Origin of the sequence: Variovorax raffinosi, assembly GCF_051216615.1 — a bacterium.
In the GTDB taxonomy this organism is placed as follows: domain Bacteria; phylum Pseudomonadota; class Gammaproteobacteria; order Burkholderiales; family Burkholderiaceae_C; genus Variovorax.
Window position 1 is genome coordinate 170,095 of the sequence record NZ_JBPJZR010000013.1, and the last position, 22,498, is coordinate 192,592.

At 64.6% G+C, this 22,498-nt stretch carries 13 protein-coding genes; 9 read left to right on the forward strand and 4 right to left on the reverse strand.

The window, feature by feature from the left end:
• Positions 1 to 21 precede the first annotated feature (21 nt).
• Complete coding sequence (locus ACSFB7_RS30680; RefSeq protein ID WP_435476106.1) at positions 22 to 477, reverse strand: hypothetical protein; 456 nt, start codon at positions 475 to 477, stop codon at positions 22 to 24.
• A gap of 291 nt (positions 478 to 768) precedes the next feature.
• On the opposite strand from ACSFB7_RS30680, the gene ACSFB7_RS30685 reads away from it, so the two are divergent.
• From ACSFB7_RS30685 to ACSFB7_RS30695, 3 genes are all read left to right on the forward strand, one after another.
• Complete coding sequence (locus ACSFB7_RS30685; RefSeq protein WP_435476107.1) at positions 769 to 1,299, forward strand: hypothetical protein; 531 nt, start codon at positions 769 to 771, stop codon at positions 1,297 to 1,299.
• A 421-nt stretch (positions 1,300 to 1,720) separates the two neighbouring features.
• On the forward strand, positions 1,721 to 2,074 hold the full coding sequence (locus ACSFB7_RS30690; protein WP_435476108.1) for a hypothetical protein: 354 nt from the start codon (positions 1,721 to 1,723) through the stop codon (positions 2,072 to 2,074).
• 134 nt (positions 2,075 to 2,208) lie between these two features.
• Positions 2,209 to 2,640: a hypothetical protein gene (locus ACSFB7_RS30695; protein ID WP_435476109.1), complete on the forward strand. Its 432-nt coding sequence runs from the start codon at positions 2,209 to 2,211 to the stop codon at positions 2,638 to 2,640.
• A gap of 173 nt (positions 2,641 to 2,813) precedes the next feature.
• Here the strand turns inward: ACSFB7_RS30695 and lhpI are convergent, their stop codons facing one another.
• From lhpI to ACSFB7_RS30710, 3 genes are read right to left on the reverse strand one after another with little or no spacing between them, the layout of a single operon-like run.
• The gene (lhpI, locus tag ACSFB7_RS30700; protein WP_435476110.1) at positions 2,814 to 3,758 is read right to left on the reverse strand and encodes a bifunctional Delta(1)-pyrroline-2-carboxylate/Delta(1)-piperideine-2-carboxylate reductase; all 945 of its coding nucleotides are present in this window, start codon (positions 3,756 to 3,758) and stop codon (positions 2,814 to 2,816) included.
• 43 nt (positions 3,759 to 3,801) lie between these two features.
• Positions 3,802 to 7,269 carry a molybdopterin-dependent oxidoreductase gene (locus ACSFB7_RS30705; protein WP_435476111.1) on the reverse strand — a complete coding sequence of 1,156 codons (3,468 nt, stop codon included), beginning with the start codon at positions 7,267 to 7,269 and terminating at the stop codon, positions 3,802 to 3,804.
• A 34-nt stretch (positions 7,270 to 7,303) separates the two neighbouring features.
• Positions 7,304 to 8,782, reverse strand: coding sequence for a short-chain fatty acid transporter (locus ACSFB7_RS30710; protein WP_435476112.1), 1,479 nt, complete (start codon positions 8,780 to 8,782; stop codon positions 7,304 to 7,306).
• Between the two features lie 136 nt (positions 8,783 to 8,918).
• Between ACSFB7_RS30710 and ACSFB7_RS30715 the strand changes: the two genes are divergently transcribed.
• From ACSFB7_RS30715 to ACSFB7_RS30740, 6 genes are all read left to right on the forward strand, one after another.
• The gene (locus ACSFB7_RS30715; protein WP_435476113.1) at positions 8,919 to 9,860 is read left to right on the forward strand and encodes a LysR family transcriptional regulator; all 942 of its coding nucleotides are present in this window, start codon (positions 8,919 to 8,921) and stop codon (positions 9,858 to 9,860) included.
• 63 nt (positions 9,861 to 9,923) lie between these two features.
• Positions 9,924 to 10,673, forward strand: coding sequence for a Crp/Fnr family transcriptional regulator (locus ACSFB7_RS30720; RefSeq protein WP_435476114.1), 750 nt, complete (start codon positions 9,924 to 9,926; stop codon positions 10,671 to 10,673).
• Positions 10,670 to 11,392, forward strand: coding sequence for a Crp/Fnr family transcriptional regulator (locus ACSFB7_RS30725; protein ID WP_435476115.1), 723 nt, complete (start codon positions 10,670 to 10,672; stop codon positions 11,390 to 11,392). The genes ACSFB7_RS30720 and ACSFB7_RS30725 overlap by 4 nt, the downstream gene beginning before the upstream one ends.
• 463 nt (positions 11,393 to 11,855) lie before the next feature.
• Positions 11,856 to 12,683 (forward strand): winged helix-turn-helix domain-containing protein, encoded by an 828-nt coding sequence (locus ACSFB7_RS30730; protein ID WP_435476116.1) that lies wholly within the window; start codon positions 11,856 to 11,858, stop codon positions 12,681 to 12,683.
• A 117-nt stretch (positions 12,684 to 12,800) separates the two neighbouring features.
• A complete protein-coding gene (locus tag ACSFB7_RS30735; protein ID WP_435476117.1) occupies positions 12,801 to 21,716 on the forward strand; it encodes an ESPR-type extended signal peptide-containing protein in 8,916 nt (2,971 codons plus the stop codon).
• Between the two features lie 30 nt (positions 21,717 to 21,746).
• Positions 21,747 to 22,481, forward strand: coding sequence for a Crp/Fnr family transcriptional regulator (locus ACSFB7_RS30740; protein ID WP_435476118.1), 735 nt, complete (start codon positions 21,747 to 21,749; stop codon positions 22,479 to 22,481).
• Positions 22,482 to 22,498 lie beyond the last annotated feature (17 nt).

Here is a 22,498-nt window from a genome sequence, read left to right on the forward strand (position 1 = left end):
GCAGGCACTCCTCGCTACAAATCAGAACTTTCGCTTGGTCGTTTCATTCTTCGCACATTGACCATTCGCCTCGGTGCTCGATGCACGCTGACCCGCGATCAGGGCCACCTTTCTGTACTCGAGTCGCCCGGATCGCCGCGAGATGCTCAGTGTCGTCGCGGTTTCCAGTTTGGCGTTCCCACTCTTCCGCTCAATCCTCCATTCATCGGAAGTGGCCGATCCCGTGAACCCTGGTTCGCCGGTAGATACCAGGTGGTCCTTGAACTCCGATCCGTTCAGTTCCACGGCGAAGGCATCCTTGTCGTACGTCTTGACGCGGACCTCGACTTCCTCGTTGAACGACCGCTGGACCGGTGTCACCTCAACAAAGTCACCTGTGACGATTTTCAGCTTGCACTGCAAGGTTACGGTACTCATCGAATGAGCCAAGCTGGGAATCAGGACGGCCGCGGCGACCAAGGAGATGATTTTTTTCATTTGACAGATTATCTTCGGCCCGCAAGCGCTGGCTCTGGCCGTCCCACCTAGATGCCGCGGTAGTAGCAAGGCAACTGCCAGCGCTACCACTCGCGGCGCCAGCAGCGAAGCGGCGCCGGGTACCTGGATTGGCGAGTGGCACGGTGTGTTGGCTGTATCTGAGCGCACGGATGGATGTAAGAGTGCGGCCAGAATCAGACGCTCGGTGCTGAGGCAGAATTTGGGCCAGAAGCCGACAGTTGACGATGCTTGGTTTCGGGCAGCGTTCATAAATGCGATCTGAGAGCCATAGTGACCGAACTGCTAGAAAATTTGGACCTGTTGAGGTCGCCATTACTCAGCCTGAATGAGTTGACAATTTCCGGTGTCGGCTACGGCTCCAAAGCTGGCGAATTTCCGATTGAGCGTGTCGTCGAAGTCTCGCTGGCGTCCATCGTGAAAGGGCAGTCTTTCTCTAGGGAACAAGGCCATGTATATCGAGATGGGAGTAGCCGGGAGCTTTCACTCGCGGAAGTGATCGCCGACGTGCTCGAACACGGTGGCGTCCTGCACTTCGGTGAGGAGGTTAGTTTCAAGATCGAAGATGGAGCTGTTGCCGGATTCGCTATCTACGGACCTCACCTCGACGCTTTTCAATACATCACATCACAAGAGCATTTGGTCAAAGAGTTCGGCAGGCCGGACGTAGTGGAGCCGAATGAGGCTTATGGAGACCTCATGGGCTACTTCAACTTCTGGAACGCCTCGCAAAAGTTAGTTGCCTGGGACGACTGGAAGAAGAGCATCTGCTTGATCAACATCGGTATGAAGCGCTCCGGGTGATGCCCTTTTTATCGGCGGCTTTAGCGCAAGCATCCCTGACGCCTGAGAGACCGCAAGGAGCCCGCTTACGACGGCAGTGGGATCTCATAGGCGAGGGGGCACTAAGTAAATGATTTCCGCGGCCAGCGGCGGCAGGCAGAATGCGGCCGCAACCGGGCATTCAGGACTTCATGCGAAATACGTTGAATAAGGTGACACGGAAGCGTCGAACATGGCTTGAAAGGACAGGCTATGTTCTAGCCGGCGTTGGCGTCTTGCTGCTGATACTGCTTAGCGTTGTCCTACCAATCCACCTTTTCGGTGGACAGCATCACTATTACCGCGTGGTGCCAGCCGAGAGCGGTTGGATCATGGCTGCAGCTCTCTCTGCATTCGGAATTTTGCTGGTGCTGATCGGACGTGCGCGACGCGCCAGAAGTCGTTGACGACGGTCGACCAGAAGCTGGACATCGCGATGCCCAACCAAATGAATTTAGCAAGTAGCGCAGAAACGCTTTGGCTTGCAACCCTTTCCGATGACGATTGCATTCGATTCATGTCGCTGCTTGCGCACGGCCTGACGATTGGGCAACGAGTGCTTTGCCATGACGGCAATGTCGAAGGGCTTCGGCAGCTCAACGAGGCCATTCATCAGGTCGCAGGGTTGCTCGTCGACCACTTCGATGGCCGCACCCGGCGGATGTTTGAGCTATTCCTCTTCAAGTTGACTGATGCGCAAGCACAAATCCAGGGCGGTCAGGCTTGGACCTATGCGAAAGAACACTTTGGAGCCTGACGGCCAGAATCAGACCTTCGCCCGCGGCACATGAAGTGGCTCGGGAATTTGCGACCTTTCACTAACGCCAATTTGCAAACGGCAGGCATGATCTAACGCTTGTTGCGATCTACATCACGTCAGGCTATCAACCCATGGAAGCTAGGAATCGCTTTGGTGTTATCTCGGTGTTCTTCGGTGTTGCAGGATTGCTCGCCGCCATCGGATTCACGGAAGCCGAGCGCACGCGCATACCGGGAATGGGCCATCTCCTAACCTGGATGGATCGACTGGGTTTGGTACGACCGCCGCCTCCAGGTCAAGCGCCCGAATGGCGGCCGCGAGGTCTTTTCGACCTCACGGACCACCGGGTTCTTGAGTGGACTCTTGTGTACTCGGTCTGCTTTGCAATTTGGGCCATGTTGATGGCACTCTTGGCCGAGCATCAACGCGAAGAGTCATCAAGTCTGGGCCTCGGCTTCATTCTGGGAGCGCTCGCACTCTATGTTCATGGCTTTGAGTACGGCATATCCGCATTGCTTGCTGGTGGCGCCGCCCTTGTACTCATTCGGCACGGAAAGACCTGATTTTTCATCAGACCGGATATCACTCCGGAAAGCCGAGGCGTCGCTTGCCAAGGCGATCACAACGAAATCTAGAACGGGGAAAGCGCGGAGAGATGCATCAGGCGTCAATACGAGATGCCTGAACACTCACAGTCTGCTGCGTTGAAGAGGATGCACAAACAAGGTCTCGCACCTCAGTTCGGATCGAACCCTTCGTAGACCAGCACCGCAGCGGCCAAGTCCTCCAGCGCGGTACCCACAGCCTTGAAGACGGTCCGCCCGTCGCTTTCGGCGCGTCCCTGAACCTTGCCCGCGGCCAGATCGGCCAACTCCCCCGTCACATCTGCGGCGGTGAACACGCCGCGTGACATAGGCCCGAGCAACTCGCCGCTCTTGAGCAACGCTTCTTGCGTGTCAACAAACAGACGTGCACCGGCAAAGCAGGCATCGTCGGCCTCGCGCATCTGCGGCGTGAAGCTGCCGATCAGGTCGAGGTGGCTGCGGGGTCGCAGCCACGCGCCTTGCACCAGCGGCTGCGTGGCGAGCGTGGCACAGCTCACGATGTCGACGTCGTTCACCGCCTTGGCGAGGTCCGGCGCAACGGTCGCCTCGATGTCCTGCGCGCACAGCCGTGCAGCGAGTGCCTTTGCCGCGGATTCGTCGCGGTCCCACACCACCACGCGTTCGATGGGGCGCACGGCACGGTAGGCCTCGGGAACGAGACTGCCGACACGCCCGCAGCCGACGACCAGCAGACTGCGCGCGCCCGCAGGCGCGAGATAGGACGCGGCCAGGGCCGATGCGGCAGCGGTGCGCCGCGAAGTGATCTCGTTGCCGTCGATCTGCGCCAGCGGCTCGCCCGTGCTTGCGTCGTACAGCACATAGGTCGAGAACAGGCCGGGCAGGCCACGCCGCGCGTTGTCCGGGAAGATGGTCACGGTCTTGATGCCCAGGTAGCGGTCTTGCTGCCACGCGGGCATGACCAGCACGGTGCGGGGCGGGGCGTCCGCTTCGGCCTGGAGCGAATGTGTGTGCCGCAGAGGTACCTCGCAGCCAGCGACGAACATCTCCCGAAGTGCCGGGATCAGGCGGTCGAAGGGCAGGGCGCGGCGGGTGCTTTCCGTATCGATGATTTTCATGGCGTTGCGAAGAATGGAATCAGGTGGATGAAAGTGCCCGCGGTCATGCCTCGAGCACCACGTCTTCGAGCGGGATGGCCTGGCAGGCCAAGCACACGGACGGGTCTTCCGGCTCGCTGCCGTGCAGATGACGGACCTTGCCGGCCAGCAGGCGCACGGCGCAGCTCTCGCACTGGCCCACGCGGCAGCCGCTGGCCATCTGCAGGCCAAGCGATTCGCCAAAGGTCAGCAGCGTGCCTTGCGCAGGCGTCCACGTCGCGGGGGCGTGGCCCGAGCGCGCGAAGCTGACTGTGAAGCGCTGGTCGCCGTCGGTGGGCGGCGTGGTGGGCGAGCGGAATACCTCGCTGAAGATGTCGAAGCGCGGAACGCCCCGCGCCACCAGTCCGGCGGTCACGGCGTCCATCATGGCGGGCGGTCCGCACATGTAGAAACGGGCGCGCTGCGCGATCAGCGCGTCGTCCACCACGCTCGCGTCGATGTAGCGGTCCGACTGGTAGTCGATGCCCTGGCGCTCCTGCGGCCGTGGTGCGTTGTAGTGGTCGACGACACGCAACTGCGGCAGCCGCGCGCGGTGATGCGCAATGCGCTCGCGAAAAGCGTGGGTCGTAGCGTTCTGATTGGCGTAGTAGAGCCAGATGGCCGGCCCCTGTGCGCCGTCGGGCAGCGATTCGAGCAGGCTGATGAAGGGCGTGATGCCGATGCCGCCCGCGAAGAAGACCAGCGGTTGCGGCGAGTGGCGCGGCAGCACGAAGCTGCCTGACGGCGCACGCAGCGCGAGGGTGTCGCCGACCTTCAGCGCGCGGTGCAGATGGCTCGACACGCGCCCCTCGTGCGGCGTGCCGTCGGCCGAGCGGCCGCGCTGGTGGCGCACGGCCACGCTGTAGCTGCGCCGGCCCGGCACCTCGGCCGCACCCGTGAGCGAGTAGGCGCGTGTGACCTGCGTGCCGTCGTCCAGATGCAATTGCATCTCGACGTGCTGGCCGGGGCGGTAGTCGGGCAGTTCGCCGTCGTCGACCGGCTCGAAGTGAATGCCCAGCACGCCATCGGCCTCGGGTCGCAGTTCGCTGATGCGGAAGGGGCGGTAGCCGGTCCACTTGCGCTGCCGCGTCTCGGTCGCCGGGTCGCGTTCGATGTCGCAGAGAAAGGAGCGATGCGGCACCGAACCGCTCACCGGGTCGCAACTGTCGGCGGATATCAGCGCGTTGAAGTTGCTGCCCAGTGCACCTTCGACAGGCAGGCCGTCGCGGTCGAGCTCGGGGCAGCTCTGCCACCAGCCGAACTCGGCCACGATGACGTCGTCCGCCAGTTGGGGCGTGACGCGTGCGACGAAACGGGCTTCGCCCACGCGCGTGCGGATGCGCATCCAGTCGCCGTCCACGATGCCCTTGGCGGCCGCAAGCGCGGGGCTCAACTCGGCCACCGGATCGGGCGCGCGCTTGCGCAGCGAGGGCAGGCTGCGGTGCTGGCTGTGGCAATAGAAGCCGTTCTTGGCCGAACTCAGTACATAGGGGAATCGGCCCTGGCGCGTGGCCTTCGCATCGCGCGGCGTGTCGGCCGGTTCGACGAAGGTGGCGATCGGTGGCTGGCCGTGGCGCAGCAGGGTTTCGGAGTAGAGCTCGACGCGGCGCGTCGGGGTATCGAAGCCGCGCACGCCGGTGGGCGTGGCGCGGGCGTATTTCTGCTCGCTCGCGTCGATGGCGCAGGCAATGCCTTCGGGCCGGGCGCGCAACTGGTCGACCGTGAGGCCGAGCGGCTCGAGCATGTGGTTCCAGCCAGCGTCGAGACTGCCGCCGAAGAAGTCGTCACCCATGCCCAGGCGGGTGGCCAGATCGAACAGCACGTCGTTGTCGGCGCGCGATTCGCCGCGCGGCGCAACCATGCGCTGGCGCAACTGCACCCAGCCGGCCGCGCGGTCGTCGATCTCGAAGCCGATGCGCAGGCCCTCGCGCTCCCATGGCGTATTGACCGGCAGCAGGATGTCGGCGTACTGCGCGGCGGGTGTTTCGAACAGGTCGCAGTGCACGTGGAATTCGAGCTGCGACAGCGCCTGATGTGCGAGCGCGGTGTCGGCCTGCGACACGGGCAGGTTGGTGCCGAAGGCCATCATCGCGCGCACCCTGTAGGGCTCGCCTTCGATGATTGCGCGGTAGGTGTCGCGCGCCGTCACCCAGCCGTGCGCGGGGGGGCCGATAGGGCGCTCGGCCAGACCGAGCGCCTTGGCACGCTGCGCGTCGGGCAGCAATGAGAGCGGGTTGACGGCGTTGACGTTCGGACCGACGCGAACGCGGTTCCCGCCGATGCGGTCGAAGCTGCCGCACAGCGCATACAGCGTGGCGACCGCGCGTTCGGCCTGCGTGGCGTTGGTGTGCTGGCCGATGCCGGTCCAGGCGTGATAGGCCACGCGACGGCAAGTGCCGAAGAGTTCAGCGACCGCGCGCAATGAGGCTTCGGCAACGCCGGTGATGCGTTCGACATTCGGCGGCGTGTAGGCCGCGCAGCCCCGGGCCAGCAGCTCGAACGCCGGTGCGCACGACAGGCGATGCGCGCCCACATCGATCTCGACCGCGCCGCGAAGGCGAAAGTGGGCTGCGTCCTGGGCTTGCGCTGCCTGCTCGGTGTCATAAGGCACCGCGCGGGCGAGCGCGTCGTTCCACACCACGAAGCGGTTGCCTTCGGCATCGGGCCACAAGTCCTGCTCGCGCAGGAAGTGTCCGTTGTCGCCGCGCACCAGCAGCGGGGCATTGGTCCACGCGCGCACGAAACCTTCATCGAAGCGCGCGTGTGCGATCAGCAGGTGGATCAGGCCCAGCGCCAGTGCGGTATCGGTGCCGGGCCGCACGGGCAGCCAGGTGTCGGCCTGCCGCGCGAGCGCGGTGGGGCGCGGATCGATCACCACCATCTTCGCCCCGTTCGCGCGGCCGCGGCCGATGGCATTGGCCTGTGCCAGCCAGGTGTTCGCGGGGTTGTGACCCCACAGCACGATCAGTTCGGCCTGCGCATAGTCGGCCGCGGGCATGCCGCAGCCGAAGGTGAAGGCGTGCGCGAAGTCCTTGTGCCAGTTGCAGACCTCGGTCGCGTAGCAGATGTTGGGGCTGCCGAAGAGGCGCACGAAGCGCTCGATCCAGTCGATGCTGTCCGTCAGTGGCGTGCCGCTGGGCGTGGTCACGGCGAACACCACCGACTCGGCGCCGCTCTCGGCCTTGATGGCGCCCAGGCGCTGCGCGGTCTCGGCCAGTGCCTCGTCCCAGCCGATGCGCACCCAGCCCGGGTCCGCTTCGGTCTTGGGCCTGGTGCGGCGCATCGGGTAGCGCAGGCGGTGCGGGCTGTGCACAAGCTCGGGCGCGGCCTTGCCCTTCATGCACATCGCCTGGCCGGTAGGGTGCGAAGCGTCGGGCCGTACCGACACCAGCATGTCGTCGCGTACCTCGTTGAGCGTGCCGCAGCGCGAACGGCAGAGCGTGCAGTAGCCCTGCTTGATTTGCGTTGTCGCCGCCGTCGTCGTCACTTGCATCCGGAACCTGTGTGGCTCAAGGAATTCAAGGCACTCAAGGCATCACCGGCGCGACGTAGCTCAGCGTGCGGCCGAAGATCCAGAGCATGAACAGCACCAGCGGTGCATGCACCAGCAGTTGCAGGAAGGTAAAGCCCACGATGTCGCGCGCCTTCAGCGACAGCACGCCCAGCAGCGGCAGCATCCAGAACGGGTTGATCAGGTTCGGCAGCGCCTCGGCCGCGTTGTAGACCTGCACGGCCCAGCCCAGGTGCACCTTCAGGTCGTTGGCCGCCTGCATGACGTAGGGCGCTTCGATGATCCATTTGCCGCCACCCGAGGGGATGAAGAAGCCCAGCACGGCGGAATACGCGCCCATCACCACGGCGAAGCTGTCGACGCTGGAGATGCTCACGAACAGGTGCGCGATGCGGTCCGACAGGGTGATGCCGCCATCGCCTTTTGCCGCGGTCAGCATGGCCGCGATGGCACCGTACAGCGGGAACTGGATGATCACACCCGCCGTCGACGGCACCGAACGCGACACCGCGTCGAGAAAGCTGCGCGGGCGCCAGTGCAGCAGCAGCCCGAGCATGAGGAACAGCAGGTTGTAGGTGTTGAGGCCCGAGATCGCGATCAGCGGGCTCTTGGCCATGAACTCCTGCGCCAGCCAGCCGAAGCCCAGCGCGCACAGGAGCAGCGTGAGCAGCGGGCTGCGCTCGAACCACTCGCCGGGGCGGCGCACGGCGGATTCGGGGGAGGCCGGCTTCGCTTCCGTGAGGTCCACGCCCAGGTCCTGCGCCGTGACCGCATGCTTTGCGTCGGGCGCGGACCACAGCGCGATGGTCACCGACACGACGATCAACACCAGCGCCATGACGACCGACTGCCACAGGAAGATGGTCTGACTGAACGGGATCACGCCGGTGATGTCGAGAATGCTCTTGGGCAGGCTGCTGGCGTTGGCCTGCAACTGCGCCGCCGACGAACTGAGCCCCAACGCCCAGGTCGCACCCATGCCGAGATAGGCGGCCGCGCCGCCGGCACGGTAGTCCATGCGCAGGTCGAGACGGCCGGCCAGCGCGCGCACATAGAGCGCGCTGAAGATCAGCGAAATGCCCCAGTTGAAGAGCGACAGGATCATGCTGATCGCTGCCACGTACGCGATGGCCTGGCGCCCCGACACGGGCAGTGCGGCCAGCTTGCGGATGAGTCGGGCGGCTGGCGGCGAGCTCGCCACCACGTAGCCGCCGATGGCCACCAGCGCCATCTGCATCGTGAAAACAATCAGGCTCCAGAAGCCGTCGCCGAAAGACCTGGCCACCGCCTGCGGACTCGATCCGTTGAGCAACGCGGCGCCCGCGACCACCACCACGGCGATGGCCGCGAAGACGAAGGCGTCGGGAAACCAGCGCTCAGCCCAGGCCGTGAAGCGCAGGCCCAGGCGGCTCAGCAGCCCGGCAGCGGCCTGGGCGTCTTTGGGTACAGGAGGGTGGGTGCCGGGGCGGGCGGAAGTCTGTGATGTCGATGGCATGGGTGTCTCCTGCTACTGCTGCTGGAACTGTGGGCGTTCTCGTCACACGCCTGACATGGCGTGTTGCCCGGATGTTAGGAATTGCCGTCGACAATTCATAATCTCTATTTTCAATAGAGCGATATAGGATGTCTCTATGTCGATAACGATCAAGCAGCTGCAGCACTTCGTGGCTGCAGCGCACACGGGGCAGGTGTCTCGCGCGGCCCAGCGCTGCTATGTGAGCCAGCCGTCGTTGACCACCTCACTGAAGAACCTGGAGTCCACGCTGAAGGTGCAGCTCTTTACGCGGCACTCCGACGGGCTGCGGCTCACGGTGCAGGGCGAGGGCTTTCTTCGGCACGCGGAGCACGTGCTGCACACGCTCGAGGCGGCGGTGGAGGAAACGCGCAACTCGGTGTCGTCGGTCGAGGGGCGTGTGCAGATCGCCATCACCGACACCGTGTCCGAATACATGCTGCCGAAGATCATCGGCGCGATGCGCAGGCAACTGCCGCTGGTCGATTTCGAGCCCGTGGAACGCAACCGGCTCGAGATCGAGGATGGTCTGCGCAACGGCGAGTTCAACCTGGCCGTGGTGCTGGTGTCGAACCTTTCTCGCGCGCCGGACATCCGGCGCGAGAACCTGCTGAAGTCGGAGCGCCGCCTGTGGACGTCGTTCGACCATCCGCTGGTGGCGCAGAAGTCGGTGTCGCTGCGCGAGATCGCGCAGTTGCCCTTCGTGCTGCTGGACATGGACGAGCACGTGGACACCGTGGGCCGCTACTGGGGCGCGATGAAGCTCAAGCCCAAGGTCGTGTTCCGCACCAAATCGATCGAGGCCGTGCGCAGCCTCGTTGCACAGAACGTGGGCGTGACCATCTTGTCGGATCTGGTGTTTCGTCCTTGGTCGCACGACGGCGGGCGCATTCGCAGGACGGTGGTGTCGAGCGCTGTGCCCTCGATGGACCTGGGGCTGGCCTACTGGCGCGGGGCCGTTCTTTCCGAGGCCGCTGCAGCCTCTGCGAGTACCTTGCGGTTGCTGGCCAAGACGCTGACGAGGGAGTCACAGCCGCGCATGGACTACGAGCCGCAGTAGCATCATCCCGGTGTCGGGAAAAAAGCCCGCAACAGGGAGTCGGTTCGCGTACACAAGGTCTTCATGAATGTGCCAACAAGCAGCACTGCCGATCTGGCATTGATCCGGCAGGCGTTGAGTTTGACCGAGGCTTTTTCTTCCTGGCCGGCCCCGCTCCTGGACAGGTTGCTGCCGGTGTCGCGCCTGGGTCGCCATCCGCGCGGCGCCCTGGTGCACAGTGAAGCAGAGGCGGAGCCGGAGATATTGACGGTGGTGTCCGGTCACCTGATGGTCAGCCGGGTGAATGTCGACGGCTCCCGGGCATCCATCTCCGTTCTTGGGCCGGGCCTGGTCATCGGCATACCGCGTGGCATGAACCCCGACGACGAGGCGCTTTATGACTACCGTGCCAACGACGACGCAGTGATCGTCCATGTCCCTGCGCGAATCGTGTTCCAGACGCTCGACGCCGAAGCCTTCCTCTGGAAGACCATGGCGCACATGCTCCTGAAGCAACACCGCCAGATGCTCACGACCGTGGTGGACCAGCTCGCCGGCAAACTGCGCAGGCGGCTCGCGGCCACCATCGACCGGCTCGCGCAGATCTATGGTGTCGACAGCCAGCAAATGAGTCTTCGGCTGCGTCTTTCTCAGGATGACCTGGCCGCCATGCTGCAGGTGTCGCGCGGCGCACTCAACAGGGAAATTGGCATGCTCGAAGAGCAAGGCCTGATCCGTGCCGAGTACGGGACATTGGTCGTTCTCGATCTGCCCTCGCTGCGCAAGCTGGCCGGCTCCGTCGAGGAGCTTGGGCAGGACGAGGAGCAAGCGTGACGCACCCGTTCGATCCGCAATCGGCAGACACCGGGTTCATCAGAAGCGAGCTGTTGGCCGCGGAGAGTTTTTCGGGGTGGTCGCCCGCCGCCATCGAGAGCCTGCTGCCCACCGCGCGGCTGGGCCGCTACGAGCGCGGAGAAATGGTCAAGCGCGAGGACGTCGGCGAGCCTGAAGTCCTGCTTGTGCTTTCAGGGCACATGCTGGCGAGCCGGCTTTATCCGGATGATTCCCGCGTGCCGGTTTTCATCTTCAACCCCGGCTATGTGGCCAGCATCCAGGCACCGCTCGACAACGAGAAGCATGCGTTCTATGCGTATGAGGCGCACGACAGTGCGTTGGTGTTGCATTTGTCGGCACGCCTGGTGCTCGACAGGCTCGATACGACGCCGTTCCTCTGGAAGGCGATGGCGAAGGTGGTCGTGAAGCAGCATCGCTCGATTGCCAGCACGCTGCTGGACTTTCAGAGCGGCAACACCCGCAGGCGGCTTGCGGCGACGATCTCCAGGCTTGCACGCATCTATGGCGTGGACGACGACACCCGCAATGTGCGCCTTCGCCTTTCCCAGGACGACCTGGCGGCAATGCTGCAAGTCAGTCGCCGGTCCATCAACGGCGAGATGCGCGCACTCGAAGCCAAGGGGCTGGTTCGCTCGGAATACAACGCCGTGACCGTGCTCGACCTGCAGGGGCTGCGCGGCCTGCACTCGGATTCCTGACGCACTGGGCCTTCAGGCCTTTCACCTGCTTGCAGCGTGGCAATCGGCGTGAGCTGATTCGGCCAACCAACGCCGGGCGAGCCCGCCATGAATGTACTGGTCGGCACGACCCACGCACCGCCATTGATTTCCGCCTCGTGCCGCGCTCTTGAATTGGCCCAGCCAAGACAAGCGGCGCCCGCACGGGCTTTTAAATGAGAAAAAGATTACTTTCCAAGGGCTTGAAAAAAGACTGCGCCTCTATCGGGAATGTGATGTTTGTCGCGTTTCAAGGGTGCCCACTGGTCGAAATGAGAAGAAGATTACTTTGAAAGAGTTAATTTTCCCCTGTCGAGCGGCGTCAAATTTACAGTTGACTTGCGAGATCAGTAGTCATCTGATTTTTCGCGATCCGAGTTCATCCTTGATGAGCAATTGACGCATAAGCCAGACCGAATTGTCTCGGCTGTTTTCGAGATTGAAAATGAACGAGAAACGGGCGCCGCACCACGTGGCACTGATCGACGGGCTTGCCACCCAGCGCGTCCAACTGCGCCGCCGGCTTGAGCATGCTGGCTGCACGCCCGTGTTGTTCGAGGACTCGTCCGAGCTTCTGGCCTTGCTGTGCAGTGGTCGGAGGTTCGATCTCTTGCTGATCGTCGAGGACGGCGCTTCGACGTGGCGTCAGCTGGTGACGGTGTGCCGCGTGTTCGGCATACCGACGCTTTTGCTTGCCGCCAATTCGGGCTTCGAGCGGGCTCACATATGGGGGCAAGATTTTCCCATTTCCCCATTGTTCGACTTCGCATTCCTGGATTGCAATGAAATCGAATTGCAGCAGCGCATGCTCAGACTGCTGCATCACGGTTCGGAGCACAAGGCTCAATTGGCCAGCAAAAAAGGCTCGGCCTTTGGGAATTACGAATTTCACGAAGGAATTTGCACGGTTTCGCATTTGGGGCGCGAAATCAATTTACAGCCTCGTCAATTCAAATTGGCGCTCGAGTTATTTCGAAACATCGGCAGCGTGCTGGAGCGCAATCGGCTCTGGGCCTTGCTGTGGACCACGCCACTTCCTTCGAAGGGCGTGAGAACGCTCGATGTGTGCGTGGCCAATGTCCGCAAGAAGCTTGAGCTCTTCCCTGAGAACGGCTTCGCGCTGAAGTCGGTCTATGGGCGCGGCTACCAGCTTCTGTCGGTAGCTCCGCTGAAAGCGCCCATGCCCGAGTTCGTCACCGCCGATCGGACGCCCGTCGGTTGGGCGGTGAATTCTTCCTCTTCTCCCGGGCAGGCGAGCTCTTCGCCGCACTGAGTTCCCGAGGTTCTCGCGTCTGCACCAGGCCCTCGTGTCCACGGGGGAGGGCGCGGTGCGCCTGCTCGATCGCTTTTCTCTTTTTCTTCTTCTTTTCGCAGCGTGGCTGCCAATCCAATGAACACGTCATACAAATCCATCTGGAACGAGTCGCTCGGAGCCTGGGTCGCCGCTTCTGAAGTCACCAAGGGGCGCGGCAAGCGCAGCCGTTCGGGCGCCGCCATTGCCACGGCGCTCGTCGTTCTGGCTGGCGTAGCAGGGTTTTCTTCGGAAGCACTTGCGGCTGGAGACTTTGAAGCAGTGGGAACGCCGGGTACGGGTGCAATCACCGTGAGCCCGTCTGGGTCTTCGACCAATGCGAGTGCAAATGGGCGCAACGCCATCGCAGTAGGCGGGGAGTCCAGCGCGGCTGGGGCTGGAACGTCGGCACTCGGTAGCGGCACCAAGGCAACCGGTGAGTCTTCGGTGGCCATCGGTGGCGGCAACGGCGCAGACAACAGCGAAAACAACAATGCAGCTGTCGCGTCGGGCAATCGGTCCGTCGCCGTTGGACGCAACTCGAATGCCACCCAAGAGAGTTCGGTGGCGATCGGCACGGGCACCTCGGCGAGCGCGGCTGGCGCCATTGCGATCGGTGGCGCGTACGACGCAACTGCGACTGGTGCCGTGGCAAATGCAGGGGCCCTCGCCTCGGGGGTGAGCAGCATCGCATTGGGTGGACGGTCTAGTGCGACAGGGGGCAATGCCTTGGCCATGGGCGTAAACGCCAACGCAGCAGGAAGCAATGCCGTGGCCATAGGCTCAAACACCAACGCAGCAGCGGGCAATGCCGTGGCCATCGGCATAAATGCCAATGCCACCGGAGGCAACGACATGGCTTTCGGCACCAATTCACTTGCCACTGGCGAGTCGGTGCAGGCGCCTGCGACGGCATTTGGTAACGGGGCGCAGGCGAAGGGCTACGCCACCGCGTTCGGCGTCCAGGCGCAAGCCTTTGCCTACGGCGCAATCGCCATTGGCGGCAACGCACAAAGTGGTCTCAATGGTGCGACAAGAGGCGTGGCGATTGGCGTGCTTGCGTCTGTCACCGGGGATCGCGGCGTTGCCATCGGCTCTGGAGCGAACGCCGCGGGAGACCGTGCCCTGGCTTATGGCTGGACATCGCATGCAGTCGGAAGTGGATCTGTCGCAGTCGGATCGAATGCTTCCGGCGGGGCGGCCGCGCTTGCGGCCGATTCGATTGCCATCGGTGGCCAGTCCCGCGTTGCTTCCGGGGCCACTTCGGGCATTGCCCTCGGCCGTGGCGCGACGACGAGCGGCGCGTTCGGCATCGCGCAGGGTGATGGTGCAGCGGTTTCAGGAGCGAATGCCATTGGCATCGGTACGAACGCCAATGCCACGGGTGATCGCGCTGCGGCGATCGGTGCCAACGCCAACGCGAGCTACAGCGATAGCATTGCGCTGGGCTCGTCGAGCAAGACATCGGCCACGCTGGCCGCGCTGCAGTCCACCGCAGCCCACACGCCTTTCAAGGGCGCCGCGATTGCGGGCGCCACGCCGGCCGGCGAGGTCTCCGTGGGATCGGGCGGCAGCGAGCGCCGGGTCACCAACGTGGCGGCTGGCGGCGCCGGGACCGATGCGGTCAATGTCAGCCAACTGCAGGCGGCGTCCACCGCGGCGGTGCAGTACGACAAGAACGCGGACGGCACGCTGAACAAGGGCAGCGTGACCCTGGGCGGCACGCCGGCCACGGCACCTGTGAAGCTGGGCAACGTGGCTGACGGCAACGTGGCCGCGGGCTCGAAGGACGCGATCAACGGCGGCCAGCTGAATGCGGTGAGCGAGACGGCCAACAAGGGCTGGAACCTGAGCGCCAACGGCGAGGGCGTCGCCGCGCAGAAGATCGCCCCGGGCGATACCGTCGACTTCATCAACGGCAGCAACACCACGGTCACTCGCAACGGCAAGCAGATCAAGGTGGACGTGTCCAGCACACCGACCTTCCAGTCGGTGACCGCGACCAATGGCACGCCGGGCAATCCTGGTGCCAGCGCGACGCTGGGCGCCAACGGCCTGACGACCACCGGAGCAGACGGCAAGGCGGGCCCGAGCGTGACCACGGCCGGCATCGATGCAGGCGGCAAGCCGGTCACCAACGTGAGCGCGGGCACGAACGGCACCGATGCGGCCAACGTGGCGCAGGTGAAAGCCGTGGAGGCCAAGGCCGACAACGCCGTGCAGTACGACAAGAACGCCAATGGCACACCGGGCAAGAGCACGGTGACGTTGGGCGGCGCGAACGCCGACGGCACGCCGGCGTCGGCTTCAGTGAAGCTGGCCAACGTGGCCGATGGCAACGTGGCACCGGGCTCGAAGGACGCGGTCAACGGCGGCCAGTTGAACGCGGTGAGCGAGATGGCCAGCAAGGGCTGGAGCCTTAGCGCCAACGGCGAAGCCGCGCCGCAAAAAATTATTCCGGGTGGCACCGTCGATTTCATCAACGGCAGCAACACGACGGTCTCGCGTACCGGCAGTCAGATCAGGGTGGACATGTCGAAGACGCCGACATTCGACTCGGTGACCGTGGGCAGCGGTGTGCCTGGTACGCCCGGCACTGGTCGCGCCACGCTGGGGCCCAATGGCCTGACGACTGTCGGCACGGACGGCAAGGCCGGCCCGAGCGTGACTGCCGCTGGCATCGATGCCGGCGGCAAGCCGCTCGCCAACGTGGGCGCCGGCGAGAAAGACACCGATGCAGCCAACGTGGGCCAGATGAAGGCGATGGCCGCGAATGGCGGAAATTCGGTGCAGTACGACGGCGCTGGCAGGAGCGCCGTGACGCTGGGCGGCACAGGCGCGACCACGCCCGTGAAGCTGGGCAACGTGGCTGACGGCAACATGGCGGCGGGCTCGAAGGACGCGGTCAACGGCGGCCAGTTGAACACCACGAACCAGAACGTCACGAAGCTGGGCGACAGCATCGCGGCAGCCACGATCGGTTCAGTGCAGGCGGTCCCCGACAAGGCTGACCAGCTGACGCTGGTTGCGCCGGGTGCGACCGGTGCGGCTCCCGGCAATGCGCAGGTACTGGGCAATGTGGCTGCTGGTCAGGCGCCGAACGACGCAGTCAACCGGGGGCAACTCGACGCAGTCAACGAAACGGCCAGCAAGGGCTGGAACCTGAGTGCCAACGGTGAAGCCACGCCGCAGCAGATCGCCCCGGGCGCCACCGTCGACTTCATCAACGGCAGCAACACCACGGTCATTCGCACTGGCAACCAGATCAAGGTGGATGTCTCGAAAACGCCAGTCTTCGATTCGGTGACAGCAGCGAGCGGCACGCCCGGTGTGCCCGGCAGCGCCAGCGCGACGCTTGGTGCCAACGGCCTGACGACGATCGGAGCGGATGGCAAGGCGGGCCCGAGCGTGACCACGGCCGGCATCGATGCTGGCGGGAAGCCGGTCACCAACGTGGGTGCAGGCACGAATGGCACGGACGCGGCCAACATGGACCAAGTGAAGGCGGTGGAAGCCAAGTCCGACAACGCGGTGCAGTACGACGCGAAGAACGGCGCACCGGGCAAGGACAGCATCACGCTGGGCGGCCTCAATGCGGACGAAACGCCGGCAACGGCACCCGTGAAGCTGGCCAACGTGGCCGACGGCAACGTGGCTGCGGGTTCGAAGGAGGCCATCAACGGCGGCCAGTTGAACACCACGAACCAGAACGTGTCCGACCTGGGCAACGACATCCGCACTGGCGCAATCGGTCCGGTGCAGGCCGTCCCCGGAAAGACGGACCAACTCATGCTGGTTGCACCGGGTGCCACCGGCGTCGCCCCCGGCAACGCACAGGTGCTGGGTAATGTAGCGGCCGGTTCGGCACCGAACGATGCCGTCAATCGCAGTCAGCTCGACACGGTGAGCGCGACGGCCAGCAAGGGCTGGGACCTGAGCGCCAATGGCCTCGACGCATTGAACGTCGCCCCCGGTGGCAAGGTGGACTTCGGCAACGGCAGCAACACATCGGTCTCGCGCATCGGCAACCAGATCAAGGTCGATGTTTCGAAGACGCCCGTTTTCGATTCGGTGACCGTGGGCAGTGGGGTGCTCGGCACGCCCGGCACCGGCAGTGCCACGCTGGGCGCCAAGGGCCTGACGATCATCGACGCGGATGGCAAGGCAGGTCCGAGCGTGACAGCGGCAGGCATCGATGCGGCAGGCAAACCCATCGCCAACTTGGGCGCGGGCGAGAAGGACACCGATGCAGCCAGCGTGGGTCAATTGAAGGCGATGGCTGCGAGTGGCGGTAACTCGGTGCAGTACGACGGTGCAGGCAAGAGCGCAGTGACGCTGGGTGGCGTCAGTGCGAACGGAACGCCGGCAACGACGCCGGTGAAACTGGCCAACGTGGCGGCTGGCACAGCACCGACCGATGCAGTCAATCGCGGCCAGCTCGACGCGCTCGCAGGCAGCGCGGTGCAGTACGACAAGAACGCCGACGGCACGTCGGGCAAGGACAGCATCACGCTGGGTGGATTGGACACGAATGGCAAGCCCGCAACGCCTGTGAAGCTCGGCAACGTGGCCGATGGCAAGGTGGCTGCAGATTCCAAGGACGCAGTCAATGGCGGCCAGCTGAACGCGGTGAGCGAAACGGCCAACAAGGGATGGAGCCTGAGCGCCAACGGCGAGGGCGCTGCCGCACAGAGGATCGCCCCGGGCGGCACGGTCGACTTCATCAACGGCTCGAACACGACGGTCACGCGCACCGACAACCAGATCAGGGTAGACGTGTCGAAGACGCCAGTCTTCGAATCGGTGACTGCGACGAACGGCACGCCGGGCAATCCTGGTGCCAGCGCGACGCTGGGCGCCAACGGTCTGACGACCACCGGTGCAGATGGCAAGGCGGGCCCGAGCGTGACCACGGCCGGCATCGATGCTGGCGGCAAGCCGCTCACCAACGTGGGGGCAGGCGAGAAAGACACGGACGCGGCCAATGTGGCGCAGGTGAGGGCGGCAGAGGCCAAAGCCGACAACGCCGTGCAATACGACGCGAAGGATGGAAAGCCGGGCAAGGACGGCATCACGCTCGGTGGCCTGAATGCCAACGGCACACCGGCGACGGCTTCGGTGAAGCTGGCTAACGTGGCGGACGGCAACGTGGCTGCGGGTTCGAAGGACGCGGTCAACGGCGGCCAGTTGAACACCACGAACCAGAACGTCACCAATCTGGGCGACAGCATTCGCAACGGCGCCATCGGACCGGTACAAGCCGTCCCTGGCAAGACCGACCAATTGACACTGGTGGCACCAGGCGCGACCGGTGCTGCACCTGGCAATGCGCAGGTGCTGGGCAACGTCGCCGACGGCACTGCGCCGAACGATGCGGTCAACCGCGGCCAACTCGACACAGTAAGCGCGACGGCGAACAAGGGCTGGAACCTGGGTGCCAACGGCGAAGCCACGCCGCAGCAGATCGCCCCGGGTGCCACTGTCGACTTCATCAACGGCAGCAACACCACGGTCATTCGCACTGGCAACCAGATCAAGGTGGACGTGTCGAAGACGCCGACTTTCGAGTCGGTGACCGCGACCAACGGCACGCCGGGCAACCCTGGCGTCAGCGCAACGCTGGGCGCCGATGGCCTGACGACGACCGCAGCGGACGGCAAGGCGGGCCCGAGCGTGACCACGGCTGGTATCGACGCTGGCGGCAAGCCGATCAGCAACGTGGGTGCAGGCACGAACGGCACCGATGCAGCCAATGTGGACCAAGTCAAGGCCGTGGAAGCCAAGGCTGGCAACGCCGTGCAGTACGACGCGAAGGATGGCGCACCAGGCAAGGACGGCATTACTCTGGGCGGCCTCAATGCCGGCGGCACGCCTGCAACGGCGCCCGTGAAGCTGGCCAACGTGGCTGACGGCAACGTGGCTGCGGGTTCGAAGGACGCAGTCAATGGCGGCCAATTGAACACCACGAACCAGAACGTCACCAATCTGGGCGACGGCATTCGCAATGGCACCATCGGGCCGGTCCAGGCTGTTCCTGGCAAGACCAATCAACTGACCTTGGTCGCGCCAGGCGGGACGGGTGATGCACCGGGCAACGCCCAAGTGCTGAGCAACGTGGCGAACGGCAAGGCGCCGACCGATGCCGCCAATGTCGGTCAACTCGACGCACTGGCTGGCAGCGCGGTGCAGTACGACAAGAACGCGGACGGCACGCCTGACAAGAGCGCGTTGACACTGGGCGGCAAGAACGCCGACGGCACACCGGCAACAGACCCCGTCAAGCTGGCCAACGTGGCCGACGGAAATGTGGCTGCGGGCTCCAGGGACGCGGTCAACGGCGGCCAGCTCAACACGACCAACACCAACACCAACACGTTCCTGGGTGGCGGCGCGGATGTGGCACGTGGCAAGGCACCGACGTACAACGTTGCGGGCGGCAGCTTCAACGATGTGGGCAGCGCTCTGGGCGCGGTGAACCAACTGGCGGGCAAGGGCTGGAACCTGAGTGCCAACGGTGAAGCCACGCCGCAGCAGATCGCCCCGGGCGCCACAGTCGACTTCGTCAGCGGCAGCAACACCACGGTCATTCGCACTGGCAACCAGATCAAGGTGGACGTGTCGAAGACGCCGACTTTCGAGTCGGTGACCGCGACCAACGGCACGCCGGGCAACCCTGGTGCCAGCGCGACGCTTGGTGCCAACGGCCTGACGACGATCGGAGCGGATGGCAAGGCGGGCCCGAGCGTGACCACGGCCGGCATCGATGCCGGTGGCAAGCCGGTCACCAACGTGGGTGCAGGCACGAATGGCACGGACGCGGCCAACATGGACCAAGTGAAGGCGGTGGAAGCCAAGTCCGACAACGCGGTGCAGTACGACGCGAAGAACGGCGCACCGGGCAAGGACAGCATCACGCTGGGCGGCCTCAATGCGGACGAAACGCCGGCAACGGCACCCGTGAAGCTGGCCAACGTGGCCGACGGCAACGTGGCTGCGGGCTCCAAAGATGCAGTCAACGGCGGCCAGCTGAACACGCTGGGCACCGGCATCGCCAACGTGCTCGGTGGCACCTATGTCGGCGGCATCTACACCCCTTCGGCCTTCACCACGGTCGGCGGCGGTAGCGCGACGACGGTGCAGGGGGCGCTCGACAACCTCGGCGTGGTGGTCTCCAACGGCGCGGTCGGTCCGGTCCAGCGAACCGGCAAGGACGACCAGCTTGCGCTGGTCGCACCGGGCGCCACGGGCGCTGCCCCAGGCGCCGCGCAACAGCTGACCAACGTGAAGAACGGCGAGTTGTCCAGCACGTCGACCGATGCGGTCAACGGCAGCCAGCTGCACGCGGTCAGCGAAGCGGTCGCAACGGTCGGCACGAAGGCGGACAACTCGGTGCAGTACGACAAGGGTGCGGACGGCACGCCAGGAAAGTCCAGCATCACGCTGGGCGGCATGGGCGCCGACGGCAAGACGCCTTCGATCGACCCCGTGAAGCTGGGCAACGTGGCCGATGGCAACCTGGCCGAGGGTTCGAAGGACGCGGTCAACGGCGGCCAGCTGTTCGCGACCAACCAGAACGTCACGAATCTCGGCAACGACCTGAAGAACCTGAGCACCAATATCAACGACGGCAAGGTCGGCCCGCTTCAGCGCACCGACAACGCCAACGAGCTGGTGCTGGCGGGCAAGGACGGAACGGCTGCCAACCCTGGCGCGGCGCAGCGCGTGACCAATGTGGCCAACGGCACTGGCGCCGGCGATGCCGTCAACTTCGGCCAGCTGCAGGAAGTGGCGAACACGGCAAACAACTCGGTCCAGTACGACGGTGCCGATAAAGGCGCGGTGACGATGGGCGGCACGACCTCCACGGACGGCGGCAAGACCGGTGGCACCCGGCTCGGCAACGTGGCGCAAGGAGCACTGAACGACAAGTCGACCGATGCCGTCAACGGCGCGCAGCTCCATGCCGCGAAGACCACCATGTCGAACCACCTGGGCGGCGGCGCGAATCTGAACGAAGGCAAGGCGCCGAGCTACACCGTTCAGGGCAACACCTACGACAACGTGGGCGGTGCGCTGGGCTCGGTGAACGACAACCTCACCACGGTCAACAACGCGATCAACGGCGGCGGCATGAAGTACTTCCGCGCCAATTCGACATTGCCCGATGCAACGGCTGGCGGCACCGACGCGGTGGCCGTGGGGCCGCAAGCGGTGGCCAGCGGTGCTTCGTCCGTGGCCGTGGGTTCGGGCGCGCAGGCCACGTCGGCCAGCGGCACGGCCATCGGTTTCAAGGCAGTGGTGCAACAGACGGGCGGCGTCGCACTGGGGGCAGGCTCGGTCGCCTCGACCGCGGCGGGCGTGGCCGGCTATGTACCGGAAGGTGCTGACGCGCAGCAGGCTTCGGCCGTGCGGGCGACGAAGGGCACGCAAGGAGCCGTGTCGGTGGGAGACGCCGGCAACGGCCAGTTCCGCCAGATCACCGGCGTGGCTGCGGGCACAGCCGACAGCGATGCGACCAACGTGTCGCAACTGAAGGCCGCGGCCAGTGCAGTCAAGGCCGGCAGCGTGCAGTACGACACCAACGCCGACGGCAGCACCAACTACGGGCAGATCACGATGGGCAACGGCCAGGCACCCGACGGCACGCGCATTTCCAACGTGGCACCGGGGGTGCGGGGGAACGATGCGGTCAACCTGAACCAGCTCAACAGCGCTGCCGCCGCGTCGATGAACTACACGGACGCACGCGTCAACCAGCTGGGCAACGCGATGAAGAACATCGAGAAGAAGTCGTACGCCGGCACGGCGGCCGCGATGGCGCTGGAGAGCGCGCCCTATATACCTGGCAAGGTCTCGTATGCGGCCGGCATGGGCCACTACCAGGGGCAGACGGCCGTGGGCGCCTCGCTGCGCAAGACAGCCGAAAGCGGCCGCTGGAGCGTGAGCGGCGGGGTGACCGCAACATCGGCCGGCACCGTCGGCGTGCGCGCCGGCATCAGCGGTGTCTGGGATTGATCGAGCGGGTCGCGCAAGGATGTGCACACCGTGAAGATTTCAAAGGAAAGGTCCGAATGCCTGGCACTGATCAGGCAAGCCTTTGGAGCGACGGATGTTTTTTCGACCTGGCCCGAAAAGCTTCTGGAGCGGCTGCTGCCAGAAGCGCGACTGCAACGGCACGTGCGCGGCGACTTGGTGCATAGCGAAGCGCTGGGTGAGCCGGAGATATTGGCTGTGGTTTCGGGCCACGTCATGGCAAGTCGAGTGAGATCCGACGGTGCGCATGCTCCTATTGCCATTCTTGGGCCGGGGTTGGTCATCGGTATTTCGCGTGGACTGAATCCTGACGACGATGTGCTGCATGGATATCGTGCGCACGATGACGCGGTGGTTGTTCATCTCCCGGCGTCGGTGGTGTTCCACACGCTGGGCTCCGATGCCTTGCTCTGGAGGGATATTGCCGGCGTCCTGTCGAGGCAGCATCGCCAGATCTTCACGACAGTGCTGGACCAGCTGACGGGCAATGCGCGCCAGCGTCTCGCGGCGGCGATCAGCAGGCTTGTATCGACCTACGGCATGGACCTGCACACGCAGAGTTTGCGCCTGCGGCTGACGCAGCACGATCTGGCCGACATGCTGCAGTTGACCCGCAGATCCATCAACAAGGAAATGCGGGCGCTTGAAGACATGGGGTTGGTTCGCTCGGAGTACAACGGAGTGACCGTTCTGGACATGCAGGCGCTGCGTGATCTGGGGCGCAATGCGGTGCAGGTGGAAGAGTGATCGCCGCGTCCAGCGAC